Origin of the sequence: Hymenobacter gelipurpurascens, assembly GCF_900187375.1 — a bacterium.
Classification (GTDB): domain Bacteria; phylum Bacteroidota; class Bacteroidia; order Cytophagales; family Hymenobacteraceae; genus Hymenobacter; species Hymenobacter gelipurpurascens.
In genome coordinates, this window is the sequence record NZ_FYEW01000001.1 from 2,698,872 (window position 1) to 2,711,367 (window position 12,496).

Sequence of the window (12,496 nt, forward strand, 5' to 3'; positions counted from 1 at the left end):
TTATGGAGACGACTGCCGTCAAGCCGCAATTTTCCGAAGCCGCTCAGGCCGAAATCAAGCGTCTGCTTACCCATTACCCTGAAGACCGACGCAAGTCGACCTTGCTGCCTATCCTGCACATTGCCCAAGCCGAATTTGGCGGCTGGGTGAGCCCAGAGGTTCAGGATTTGGTAGCCGAAGTAATTGGTATCAAGCCAATTGAAGTGTATGAAGTTTCATCCTTCTACACTATGTTCAACCTGAAGCCAGTAGGCAAGCACGTGCTGGAAATCTGCCGCACGGGCCCTTGCATGTTGCGTGGTTCCGATGAGTTGACGGCTCACCTGGAGCGGATTACAGGCGCAAAGGTGGGCGGCACGCCTTCTGAGGACGGGCTGTTCACTTTAAAAGAAGTGGAATGCTTAGCGGCTTGCGGCTTTGCTCCCATCGTGCAAGTGCGTGAGAAATACTACGAGCAGTTGGATACGCCGGAAGCTGTAGATGCTATGCTCTCTGAGCTGCGCAACCAAGTGCACCGCCCTGCCCTGCCGTGGGAAGAAACTGGCCTACCAAACGCACTGGCCAACAACTAACGTCTTTCAGCTCTGAATCTATGGGACGCAAACTGCTGACCGAACATATTAACGTTGAAGGCATCGACACCTTTGAGGTATACCGCAAACACGGCGGTTACCGCTCAGTGGAGAAAGCCATCAAAACGATGACTCCCGATGAAGTAGTGGAGGAAGTCAAGAAGTCGGGCCTGCGTGGGCGCGGCGGCGCTGGCTTCCCTACCGGCATGAAGTGGAGCTTCCTGGCGAAGCCCGAAGGTGTGCCGCGCTACCTCGTCTGCAACGCCGATGAATCGGAGCCGGGCACCTTCAAGGATCGTCAGTTGATGTCGAAGCTGCCCCACTTGCTGATTGAGGGCATGATTACGAGCTCGTACGCGCTGGGCGCCAACACCTCGTATATCTATATCCGCGGTGAGTTGTTGTACGTGCTGCGCATCCTGGAGAAAGCTATTGCAGAGGCCTACGCCGCTGGCTTCCTCGGCAAGAACATCCTAGGCTCCGGCTACGACCTCGACTTGCACGTGCACCCAGGTGGTGGCGCGTATATCTGCGGTGAGGAAACAGCTCTGTTGGAATCGTTGGAAGGCAAGCGGGGGAATCCGCGTAACAAGCCTCCATTCCCGGCTGTGCAAGGCCTTTACGCTCGCCCCACGGTAGTTAACAACGTGGAGTCGATTGCGGCCGTGCCAGTTATCGTGAACGAAGGCGGCGACGAGTATGCCAAAATCGGTGTAGGTCGGAGCACAGGTACCAAGCTTTTCTCTGCTTGCGGCCACCTCAACAAGCCCGGCATCTACGAAATTGAGCTAGGCCTGCCTGTTGAGGAATTCATCTACTCCGATGAGTACTGCGGTGGCATCTGGAAAGGCCGGAACTTGAAGGCAGTAGTAGCCGGTGGTTCATCCGTTCCAATTCTACCTACGGAACTTATCCTGAAAACAGCGGCTGGTGAAAACCGCCTCATGACATATGAGTCGCTTTCCGACGGTGGCTTTGTGACGGGCACAATGCTCGGCTCCGGTGGCTTCATTGCCATGGACGAGACGACCTGCATCGTGCGCAACACCTGGAACTTCTCTCGTTTCTATCATCACGAGTCGTGCGGGCAGTGCTCGCCTTGCCGTGAGGGTACGGGCTGGATGGAGAAAGTGCTGCACCGTTTGGAGCACGGCCATGGCCACATGGAAGACATCGACCTGCTGGTAAGCGTGGCCAAGCAAATCGAAGGCAATACTATTTGCCCATTGGGCGAAGCGGCTGCCTGGCCGGTTGCGGCTGCTGTGCGTCACTTCCGCGACGAGTTCGAGTGGCACGTGACCCATGCCAAGCAAGCGGCCCAGCCCGGTGCTGTTTTCCCTGGCAACGCAGTTCTGGCTTAATTTTCTATTGACTCTTCTCTTCCCTTTCTGGAAGCTCTGAATAATGGCTAAAATAACCTTTGATGGCGTTGAGGTAGAAGTTCCGGACGGAACCACTATCCTGAATGCAGCCCGCCAGATCGGGGGCAGCATCGTTCCCCCGGCCATGTGCTACTACACGCCGCTCAAAGGCTCGGGTGGTAAGTGCCGCGCCTGTCTCGTGCGTGTAGCGGCTGGCTCGGCCAAGGACCCGCGCCCGATGCCTAAGCTGGTTGCTTCGTGTGTAACGCCTGTACAGGACGGCATGGTAGTCGAGAATACGACTTCCGAGCAGGTACTGAACGTGCGCAAGGGCATTGTGGAAATGCTGCTCATCAACCACCCCCTGGACTGCCCCGTGTGCGACCAAGCTGGTGAGTGTGACCTGCAGAACTTTGCTTTCGAGCATGGCGTGTCCACAACCCGCTATCAGGAAGAGCGTCGCACCTTCGAGAAAATCGATATCGGTCCGCTGATTCAGCTGCACATGACGCGCTGCATTCTGTGCTACCGCTGCGTGTACACCGCCGACCAGATTGCCAAAGGCGACCGGGTACACGGCGTACTAGGCCGCGGTGATGCTGCTGAAATCGGTACTTACATCGAGAACATCATCGATAATGACTTCTCCGGCAACGTCATCGACGTATGCCCCGTGGGAGCTCTAACCGATAAGACGTTCCGCTTCAAGCAGCGCGTATGGTTCACAAAGCCGGTAAATGCTCACCGCGACTGCCCTAAGTGCTCCGGTAATGTAGTGTTATGGTATAAAGGCAAAGACGTACTTCGCACTACCGCCCGCAAGGACGAGTATGGCGAGGTAAAAGAGTGGATTTGCAACGAGTGCCGCTTCGAGAAGAAGGAAACATCGGACTGGACAATCGAAGGACCAGCCCACATCGACCGTTCTTCCGTTATTTCGGCTAACCACTACGAGTTGCCAGTGCTCAACCAATCGGTTATTGCCGATTTGCCCGAAAGCACCCAGCGCGAACTGGAAAAGAATCCTCCACTGAAACTAGGGTAATCAGTTGCCAGTTGCGGAGTTGCCGGTTGCCAGTATGGGCACAATCGGCACTCCAAACTACTGGCAACTGGCAACTGGCAACTGACAACTCATAATTGAAATGATTGAACTACCCGCACTAGGCTGGCAATCCATTGTCATCTTCGTTGTATTCGCAGTTTCCCTGCTGATTGCAACGTACTGCACCTATGCTGAACGTGTTATTGCAGCATTTCTGCAGGACCGCGTAGGCCCCGACCGTGCCGGCCCATATGGCCTGGCGCAGCCCTTGGCCGATGCGGTGAAGATGTTTACCAAAGAAGAGTTCTTTCCGGGTGGCGCGAACAAAGCATTGTTCGTATTTGGCCCTTGCCTGGCCATGATTACTGCCCTGATGTCGTCGGCGGTAATTCCATTTGGCAATAACATCACCTTTGGCAACAACGCTTTCTTCCTGCAAGGCATTGAAGTAAACATTGGCATGCTATGGATCTTCGGCGTGGTTTCGCTAGGTGTTTATGGCGTGATGATTGGCGGCTGGGCTTCGAATAACAAGTTCTCCCTACTAGGTGCCGTGCGGGCAGCCTCGCAGAACATCAGCTACGAGCTAGCCATGGGCATGGCTCTGATTGCCGTGCTGATGATGTCGGGCACACTATCACTGCGCGAAATTACGCTGCAGCAGTCGGTAGCTGGTGAGTGGCATTTCTGGAACATTGCCAAGCAACCGCTGGGCTTTATCATCTTCCTAGTGTGCGCTTTCGCAGAAACTAACCGTACGCCTTTCGACTTGCCAGAGTGCGAAACGGAATTGGTAGGCGGTTACCACACCGAGTACTCTTCGATGAAGCTAGGCCTCTACCTGTTCTCTGAATACGTGAACATCTTCGTGGTTTCGGCCGTGATGAGTGTACTGTACTTCGGCGGCTTCAACTTTCCCTTCCAATACGAGCTGCGCGATTGGTTTGTGAACAGCCAGGGTTGGGAACTAGGTTCGGCTCAGAACCTGATTACGATTCTGGGCACACTAGGCCTGTTCGCGAAGATTTTCGCCTTCATCTTCTTCTTCATGTGGATTCGCTGGACTCTGCCACGCTTCCGCTACGACCAATTGATGCGCCTTGGCTGGACCATTTTGATCCCGCTGGCCGTCATCAACATTCTCATTACCGGCGGGCTGATCCTGTTCGGAGTGATTCAGTAACATCCACTACTTTGCCAGCATCTGCTTTGCTGGTTCTGGCAAAAGGACTTTGTATATGCAACTCACCAACCGAGCCAAGAAATTAGAGAAAAAGCCGATGACGCTGGCTGAGCGGGCTTACCTGCCGGCCATCTTCCAGGGGCTTTCTATCACGATGCGTCACTTCTTCATGAAGAAGGCGACCATCCGTTACCCCGAAGAAACGCGTCCGTTCTCGCCGGTGTTCCGGGGCCTGCACGTGCTCAAGCGTGATGAACAGGGCCGGGAGCGTTGCACGGCTTGTGGCTTGTGCGCCGTAGCCTGCCCCGCCGAAGCCATTACAATGGTAGCTGGCGAGCGGAAGAAAGGCGAAGAAGGCCTGTATCGTGAGGAGAAGTACGCTATCAGCTATGAGATTAACATGCTCCGTTGCATCTTCTGTGGCCTCTGCGAAGAAGCTTGCCCGAAAGCCGCAGTATATCTGCAGCCTGATAAAATGGCGCCACCACGCTTCGAGCGTGATGAGTTCGTGTACGGCAAAGACCGTTTGGTAGAGCCGGTTGCTCCGGATCAGCGTTCCGTTCGTGGCATTCAACTGACGCCGGAACAGGCCGATGCGTTGCGCACTAAGCTGGCCGTATAGCACCATCAGGCAGCAAGTGGCCTAGCGCTTATTTGTTAGCAACTTTCGTTCATGCTTTACCAACGGTACGTTGGTCTTACCTTCGTTACATGTCTCCACTCTTTCTTTTTCTGTCATTTGTGGCGCTGCTGAGCGCACTGGGCGTGGTATTCGCCAAAAATCCGGTGCACAGCGTACTGTTCCTGATTCTGACGTTCTTTTCCTTATCGGGGCATTATTTGCTGCTGAACGCGCAGTTCTTGGCCGCCGTGAACATCATCGTTTATGCGGGAGCAATTATGGTGCTGTTCCTGTTCGTGATTATGTTCCTGAATCTGAACATTGACACGGAGCCACACAAGCCCGCTCTGGCAAAGATTGCCGCTGCTGTGGCAGGTGGCTCGCTGTTGCTGATAATGGTGGCCGCCATGCGCGACATTCAGCCTACGGGCTACGAAGCTGCCACCTTCAACTCCCAGATTGGTATGGTTGATCAGTTGGGTCTGGTTCTATATCGCCAGTATCTGCTTCCTTTCGAATTAGCCTCTGTGCTTTTCCTGGTAGCAATGGTCGGTGCCGTAATGCTAGGCAAACGCGAAACCGGCGAACGACACTTTTAGCCTTCATCTGCACTTATTAAAAAAGGCCACTGATAAATCAGTGGCCTTTTTTAATGCTTATCTGGGCAGCATTTGTGTAGTGAAATGGCACCGCCCAAAACAGGCGGCGGGCACATTACCAGCGTCTATACGGTGGAGGAGTGAGGATCTTCAGTGGATTTACGGCGCATCCAAGCTGGGCCAGCACAAGCGCCTTCCATTTTCTGGCGAAATTTTTCCCGCTCTTCGGGCGTGAGGTGGCCTAGGCGGCTTTCCATCTTTTGCTTCCACTGCCGACGATGACGGGCCCAACCGGCGCGGCCTCCTCGCCCCCAGCCCCCAAACAAAATGCGGGTAAGGCCCAACAGGCCTAGCGCCTGCCAAATACTAATAAACGGGCCATGGAACAGCTCAGGAACCAGCCAGTTCCACAGGCTCATGGTAACGTAGGCCGCCAGCGTGACAAAAAGCGCGGCAAAAAGGACGAATTTGAGGCCACGGAGCAGCCAGAAGGAGGGTTTCATTTCACTTATGGGAGAAGGTCTGGGGTGATAGGCCTGTTAGGGGCCAGTACCCCAGACGGGGTGATGTGAGGGAATTTGTCAGGGCCGAACTGTCTAGGCCAGTTCAGCGGTCTGCAATCATCAATCTGTGAATAACTCAGTGTAGAGCTTTTGCAGCCGTTTGCGCAGGTGCTGCACGGCGTAATGCTTGCGGGAAATGAGCGTTTTGAGGGGTACGCCGGTTTCCTCTTCCATTTCCCGGAAGGTTTTTTCCTCCAGCTCATGCCAGATGAAGACCTCCCGTTGGGCCGCTGGCAGTTCGGCTAGCGCATCAGAAAGGGCTTCCATCAACGTCTCGCGCAACAAACGATTCTCCGGAGCATCGTCGGGGGCGGGCAAGATGTCGGCCAGCAGCAGGGAGCTTTCTTCGTCGCCTAGGCCAGTCGGCAGGAATTCATCTTCCAACGACGCCGTTTTCTTACGGCGGTACAGGTCCGTGATTTTGTTCCGTGCCACCCGAAAGAGCCAGGCGGCCGCCTGCTCCACGGGTTTAAGCAGCCGGTAGCTTTCAACTAACTCGGCAAATACGTCCTGCAGGACGTCTTCAGCCTCCGCCTCGTTCGGAATACGACGGCGGATGAAGGCCAGCAGCCGCTTGCGTTGCGTGCGCACAGCTTCCTGGATCTGCAGGTCCTGGTGGCCAGCCGTCATGAGCGGGGCTTCGAGTGGGTAGGCAATGGTTTCCATTCTACTCCCGCTGACGTGGAGCGGGGGAAGATACTTTATGCTAAGCAGAAAATATTCTCAGGTAGCCCAGCTACAGAATCCGTGCGTCTAATTTGCGAAGGGTTCTGCAGGTGTTTGAGGCTTGTTGCGCTTCCTGATCAGGACTTACGCATGGAAGTCCGGAACCTTGCTCTGTATTTGTATAAGCTCGGTTCCATAATGAGCAGCGAATCTTCGCCTGCGCAGCGGTAACTGGCGAGTGGATTTTAAGGTGGCGTTTTCCAATTTTCAGGATACCTTTGCCAGCTAATTAACGAGTAGCTGTGCTTTCGCCAGCCGCTTCATTTCGCCGTCAGCTCTACCGCATGGACCAGAACATACCGCAGGTTATTCAAACGGTTCCTCTTCAATATTACGTCTTCTTTGCAACCGCCTTGTTTTCCATTGGCGTGGTTGGGGTCCTGACCCGACGTAATGCCATTATCATTTTTATGTGCGTGGAGTTGATGCTCAACGCCGTAAACGTGCTCCTGACGGCTTTCTCGGCGTATCGGTCCGATCCGAATGGCCAAATCTTCGTGTTCTTCATCATGGCTGTAGCTGCCGCCGAGGTGGCCGTAGGCTTGGCCATCATCGTGATGATCTACCGAAATCTCCAGAATACCGACGTCAATCTGCTAAACCGACTGAAGTTCTAACCCCTCCCCCAACCACTTTCGTCCGGGAGAGTGGCTTAGAGTATTAGTGCAACGACAGGACAGACTTGTTGTAGCACTGATGTAAGCCCTTCTTCCTAATGATTCCGCGAGTTAAGCGGAAAGGTAGTTGGGGAGGAGTTCACGCAGAATCTTATGCAAGAACAAGTAACGCAAGTAATTCCTGCCGCCGGCGCGCCGTACTCCACGCTGCTGTACGTGCTGATTCCGCTGCTGCCTTTCCTGGGTTTCCTGGTGAACGGACTGCTGAACAAGCGGCTTTCGGGCACCGTAGCCGGCATTATTGGTAGCGCCACGGTGCTAGGCTCTTTCCTGATTTCGGCGATGCTGTTCGCCAACTTCAGCTACCCCTATACCGTCACGCTGTTCGACTGGATTTCGGTCGGCTCGATGCAGATTCCCTTCTCCTACCAGATCGACCAGCTCAGCCTGATTATGCTGCTGCTCGTGACGGGTGTGGGCTTCCTGATTCACGTGTACAGCATCGGCTATATGCACCACGACGAGAACGTGGGCAAGTTTTTCGCCTTCCTGAATCTCTTCGTGTTTTCGATGCTGGTATTGGTGTTGGGCGCCAACTTCGTGATTCTGTTCATTGGCTGGGAAGGTGTAGGCCTCTGCTCCTACCTGCTCATCGGCTTCTGGAACAAGGAAACTCACAACAACAACGCCGCTAAAAAAGCCTTCATTATCAACCGCGTAGGCGACTTAGGCTTCCTGCTTGGCATTTTCCTGATTTATCTGACTTTCCAATCGGTGCAGTACGCCGAGGTATTTCAGAAGGCTTCCCTCAATCAGTTCGGTCCCTACACCGTAAGCATCGTTACGGTGATTACGTTGCTGCTGTTCGTGGGTGCTTCCGGTAAATCGGCGCAGATTCCGCTGTACACCTGGCTGCCCGACGCTATGGCCGGCCCTACTCCGGTTTCGGCCCTGATTCACGCCGCCACCATGGTAACGGCGGGTATCTACATGATTATCCGCGCCAACGTGCTGTTCACGCTGGCTCCCGAAACGCTGGAAGTTATTGCCGTTATCGGTGCCGCTACGGCGCTGTTTGCTGCCACCATCGGTCTGGCTCAAAACGATATTAAGAAGGTACTGGCCTATTCCACCGTTTCGCAGCTGGGCTACATGTTCCTGGCGCTGGGCGTGATGGGCTACAGCACTTCATTGTTCCACGTGCTGACCCACGCCTTCTTCAAGGCCCTTATGTTCCTGGGGGCTGGCTCCGTGATTCACGCCATGAGCAACGAGCAGGACATCCGCCGCATGGGTGGCCTACGCAAGGCGCTTCCCATCACGTTCATCACTTTCCTGATTGGCTGCCTGGCTATTTCTGGCATCCCGCCCTTCGCCGGCTTCTTCTCGAAAGACGAAATCCTGACCCACGTGTACGAGCACAGCAAAGTGCTGTACGCGGTAGGCCTATTCACTGCCTTCCTGACGGCGTTTTACATGTTCCGCCTGCTGTTCCTCACCTTCTTCGGCGAGTTCCGCGGTACTGAGGAGCAGAAGCATCACCTCCACGAGTCGCCGGCTTCTATGACGCTGCCGCTCATCGTGCTGGCTATTCTGGCCGCCGTGGGTGGTTTCATGGGTGCGCCCATGTTCTTGGGCAAGCACTACCTCGCCGACTACCTCGCGCCGCTCTTCACCTACTCGCGTCAACTCAAGCCCGAGGCATTTGCTGGTGAAGTTGATCACGCTACGGAGTTGATGTTGATAGGCTTATCCGTAGGTGCTGGTGTGCTAGGCATCATACTGGCCTACGTGCAGTACGTGAGCCGTGGTGCCCGCCCCGCCGAGGACGAAGCGCAGCGCTCTGCTCCCGAGAACGTAGTGTACCACAAGTACTACATCGACGAGCTATATAACTCTCTGTTCGTGCGCCCCATCATGGGTCTCTCGAAAGGCCTGTACCGCTACGTAGAGAATGGCATCATTGATCCGGTAGTTAATGGCCTAGGCCGCATCACAATGGGCGGCGGGCAGCTGCTGCGCTATGTGCAAACCGGCTCCGTGGAAACATACCTCATCCTGATGGTTGTAGGTGTTGTGCTCGTGCTGGCGCTGAACTACCTGAAATTCTAATCTTCCTCTGACGGCCGGACCGGACGCTTTTCCGGCTTCACCCGCATCCAGATAACGTATGCTGACTGTTATCCTTCTACTCTGGCCCGTGGTGGCCGCCCTGCTGCTGCACTTCTTTAAAGGCGGCGCTGCCCGGGTGGCGGCGTTTGGCGCGGCGCTGGTCGAATTTGTGCTGGCGGTTTACGCAGCCATCACTTTCAACTCAAACCACACCGGACAATTCTCCTTCAACCACGAGTGGATTGCCTCCGCGGGTATCAACTTCCATGTAGGAATGGATGGCCTTAGCCTGCTGCTGGTGCTCCTGACGACCTTTCTGGTACCGATTATCCTGCTGGCTGCCTTCCGCCGCAACTTCGAGAACGAAGGCGCCTTCTATGCACTGGTGCTGTTCATGGAGACTGGCCTAGTGGGCGTATTCACGGCCCAGGATGCGTTTCTGTTCTACTTTATGTGGGAAGTAGCCCTGATTCCGATCTACTTCCTGGCTGGTGTATGGGGCGGCGTAAACCGCGCCAAGGTTACGTTCAAGTTCTTCCTCTACACTATCGTCGGCTCGCTGTTCATGCTGGCCGGCTTCGTGTACCTGTATTTCCAGACCGGCCCAGCGGCCAATGGCCTGGCGGCGCACAACTCCGATATTGCTTCGTTCTACAACCTGAACCTGAGCGTACAGGAGCAGTCGTGGTTGTTCTGGCTGATTTTCGCGGCCTTCGCCGTGAAGATGCCCATCTTCCCCTTCCACACCTGGCAGCCCGATACCTACACGGAGTCGCCGGCACCGGCTACCATGCTGCTCTCGGGCATCATGCTGAAAATGGGTATCTACGGCTGCATGCGCTGGTTGCTGCCCGTGGTGCCGCAGGGCGTAAGCCAGTGGCAGAATTTGGTGCTGGTTCTCGCCATCATCGGCATTATCTACGGCGCTATCATCGCCATCCGTCAGCAGGACGTGAAGCGTCTGATTGCATATTCCTCGCTCTCGCACGTTGGCCTCATGGCGGCGGGCGTGTTCTCGCTCACCCAGATAGGCCTACAGGGCGCCAGCATCCAGATGCTGGCCCACGGCATCAACGTGGTGGGTATGTTCTTCATTGCCGACGCCATTGAACGCCGCACCGGTACCCGCAACATTGCGGATCTGGGTGGCCTAACGCGTCAGGCGCCAGTTCTAACGGTGTGCTTCCTGGTGCTCCTGCTTGGCACGGTGGCCTTACCCCTCACCAACGGGTTTGTGGGTGAGTTCCTGCTGCTGGCCGGTGTGTATGAGTACAACGCCTGGATGGGTGCGGTAGCCGGTGTTACTATTATTCTGGCCGCCGTGTACCTATTGCGCATGTTCCAGCGCGTGATGCTGGGACCAGACTCTACTTTCACTGCCACGTTTACTGACCTGACCGGTGCCGAGCTAGCCGTACTGGTTCCGCTCATCGTGCTGGTATTCTGGATTGGCTTGTTCCCGAACATGTTCCTGCACCTGTCGGAAGGCAGCGTGATGGGCATCCTGAACGAGGTAGTAAAACGATAACCTGTAGCGCGAAGCTTCCGCTTCGCGTATCGTTGAACGACCCGGTTTGCCCCGGCATCCGGTGCCCGTTCAACGATTCCAACGATACGCGAAGCAGAAGTTTCGCGCTACATTGAGATAGAACATGAATTCAATCATCCTCTTATCTGTTCTCGGCCTCGGCAACCTGTTCCTAGGGTTTCTGCGCTCCAACCGACTGCTACTGCCAGCTGCCATGCTCATACTGGCGCTGGTGTTTGGCGTCAACCTGATCGACTGGAACGAGGGCGCGCATTCGTACTTCAACGATATGCTGGTCATCGACAACTTCTCGGTGGCTTTCACAGGCATCGTGGTCCTGACGGCGTTCCTGCTCCTGCCCTTCTCGCACAAATACGTGCGCGATGGTCAGGCAAATCTGGCCGAGTACTATTCGCTGCTGCTGTTCTCACTGGTTGGAGCCGTAATGATGGTGGCCTACAACCACCTGCTGATGCTTTTTATCGGCATCGAGACGCTGAGCATTGCCATGTATGTGCTGGCCGGCTCCGATAAGCGCAACCTGCGCTCCAATGAAGCTGCCCTGAAGTACTTCCTGATGGGTTCCTTTACTACCGGCGTGCTGCTCTTCGGAATGGCGTTGGTGTACGGCGCCACGGGCACCTTCCAGCTGTCCCAGATCAGCTTCGCGGTCCAGAACCCCATCAACGACTCGCTACAGCCCATGCTATATATCGGGATGCTGATGATGCTGATTGGCATGAGCTTTAAAGTATCAGTAGCGCCTTTCCACTTCTGGACGCCCGATGTGTACGAAGGAACGCCCACGTTCTTCGCGGCCTTCATGAGCACCGTAGTGAAAGCGGCCGGTTTCGCGGCGTTCCTGAAGTTGCTGGTGCAGGTATTTCCTGCCGCCTCAGCCCAAGGGGTGTGGCTCCCTACCCTGACGGCCATGTGCGTACTAACGCTGCTCATCGGTAACGTCGGGGCCGTAGCGCAAAACAGTGTGAAGCGGATGCTGGCCTACTCCAGCGTTTCGCACGCCGGCTACCTCCTGATTGGCCTAGTGGCCTTCAACGGACAGATGGAAGGCGCTTCTGCTAACGGCATTTTCTTCTACTCACTGGCCTACTCAGTAGCCACCGTAGCTGCCTTCGGCGTGCTGAAACTGGTAGCCGATCAGCGCCAGCGCGAAGACTACAACGGCCTGAATGGCCTGGCCAAAACCAACCCGCTATTGGCCTTTGTGATGACAGTAGCCATGCTGTCTTTGGCGGGCATACCGCTCACGGGAGGATTCTTCGGCAAGTTCTTCATCTTCTCGGCGGCGGTAGAAAATGGCTATATCGGTCTGGTTGTATTTGCCGTCGTGATGTCGATGGTGAGCATCTACTACTACCTGCGTCCTATCATTGCCATGTACATGCGCGACACCGATGTGACGACTGCCGAGCCAGTGTATGTGGGCTCGTTCCAATCGGTGGCCCTGCTTGCGCTGGCGTTGCTGACAGTAGTGTTGGGCGTGCTGCCCGGTCTGATAAGCGGTATTCTGTAAGCTGAATTTTACTTGCATACAACGACAAAGGAGT

Annotated in this window: 12 protein-coding genes; 10 read left to right on the top strand and 2 right to left on the bottom strand. The window is 55.3% G+C overall.

The window, feature by feature from the left end; genetic code table 11:
• Nucleotides 1-2: 2 nt before the first annotated feature.
• From CFT68_RS11480 to CFT68_RS11505, 6 genes are all read left to right on the top strand, one after another.
• The gene (locus CFT68_RS11480; protein ID WP_088843550.1) at nucleotides 3-572 is read left to right on the top strand and encodes an NADH-quinone oxidoreductase subunit NuoE family protein; all 570 of its coding nucleotides are present in this window, start codon (nucleotides 3-5) and stop codon (nucleotides 570-572) included.
• A gap of 20 nt (nucleotides 573-592) precedes the next feature.
• Nucleotides 593-1,933, top strand: coding sequence for an NADH-quinone oxidoreductase subunit NuoF (gene nuoF, locus CFT68_RS11485; protein ID WP_088843551.1), 1,341 nt, complete (start codon nucleotides 593-595; stop codon nucleotides 1,931-1,933).
• Nucleotides 1,934-1,976: 43 nt separating this feature from the next.
• Complete coding sequence (locus CFT68_RS11490; RefSeq protein WP_088843552.1) at nucleotides 1,977-2,978, top strand: 2Fe-2S iron-sulfur cluster-binding protein; 1,002 nt, start codon at nucleotides 1,977-1,979, stop codon at nucleotides 2,976-2,978.
• 103 nt (nucleotides 2,979-3,081) lie between these two features.
• The gene (gene nuoH / locus CFT68_RS11495; RefSeq protein ID WP_245815373.1) at nucleotides 3,082-4,161 is read left to right on the top strand and encodes an NADH-quinone oxidoreductase subunit NuoH; all 1,080 of its coding nucleotides are present in this window, start codon (nucleotides 3,082-3,084) and stop codon (nucleotides 4,159-4,161) included.
• A gap of 55 nt (nucleotides 4,162-4,216) precedes the next feature.
• Nucleotides 4,217-4,783, top strand: a complete 567-nt coding sequence (locus CFT68_RS11500; RefSeq protein ID WP_088843554.1) for a NuoI/complex I 23 kDa subunit family protein — start codon at nucleotides 4,217-4,219, stop codon at nucleotides 4,781-4,783.
• An 89-nt stretch (nucleotides 4,784-4,872) separates the two neighbouring features.
• The gene (locus tag CFT68_RS11505) at nucleotides 4,873-5,382 is read left to right on the top strand and encodes an NADH-quinone oxidoreductase subunit J family protein (RefSeq protein WP_088843555.1); all 510 of its coding nucleotides are present in this window, start codon (nucleotides 4,873-4,875) and stop codon (nucleotides 5,380-5,382) included.
• Between the two features lie 125 nt (nucleotides 5,383-5,507).
• Here CFT68_RS11505 and CFT68_RS11510 read toward each other — a convergent pair whose 3' ends face one another.
• Nucleotides 5,508-5,885: a hypothetical protein gene (locus CFT68_RS11510; RefSeq protein WP_212590388.1), complete on the bottom strand. Its 378-nt coding sequence runs from the start codon at nucleotides 5,883-5,885 to the stop codon at nucleotides 5,508-5,510.
• A 120-nt stretch (nucleotides 5,886-6,005) separates the two neighbouring features.
• The gene (locus tag CFT68_RS11515) at nucleotides 6,006-6,611 is read right to left on the bottom strand and encodes an RNA polymerase sigma factor (protein ID WP_245815350.1); all 606 of its coding nucleotides are present in this window, start codon (nucleotides 6,609-6,611) and stop codon (nucleotides 6,006-6,008) included.
• 344 nt (nucleotides 6,612-6,955) lie between these two features.
• On the opposite strand from CFT68_RS11515, the gene nuoK reads away from it, so the two are divergent.
• From nuoK to CFT68_RS11535, 4 genes are all read left to right on the top strand, one after another.
• A complete protein-coding gene (nuoK, locus tag CFT68_RS11520) occupies nucleotides 6,956-7,288 on the top strand; it encodes an NADH-quinone oxidoreductase subunit NuoK (protein ID WP_088843556.1) in 333 nt (110 codons plus the stop codon).
• 153 nt (nucleotides 7,289-7,441) lie between these two features.
• Nucleotides 7,442-9,400 (top strand): NADH-quinone oxidoreductase subunit L, encoded by a 1,959-nt coding sequence (gene nuoL / locus CFT68_RS11525; protein ID WP_088843557.1) that lies wholly within the window; start codon nucleotides 7,442-7,444, stop codon nucleotides 9,398-9,400.
• 58 nt (nucleotides 9,401-9,458) lie between these two features.
• The gene (locus CFT68_RS11530) at nucleotides 9,459-10,928 is read left to right on the top strand and encodes a complex I subunit 4 family protein (protein ID WP_088843558.1); all 1,470 of its coding nucleotides are present in this window, start codon (nucleotides 9,459-9,461) and stop codon (nucleotides 10,926-10,928) included.
• A 124-nt stretch (nucleotides 10,929-11,052) separates the two neighbouring features.
• Entirely contained in the window at nucleotides 11,053-12,462 is a 1,410-nt protein-coding gene (locus CFT68_RS11535) for an NADH-quinone oxidoreductase subunit N (RefSeq protein ID WP_088843559.1), read from the top strand.
• Nucleotides 12,463-12,496 lie beyond the last annotated feature (34 nt).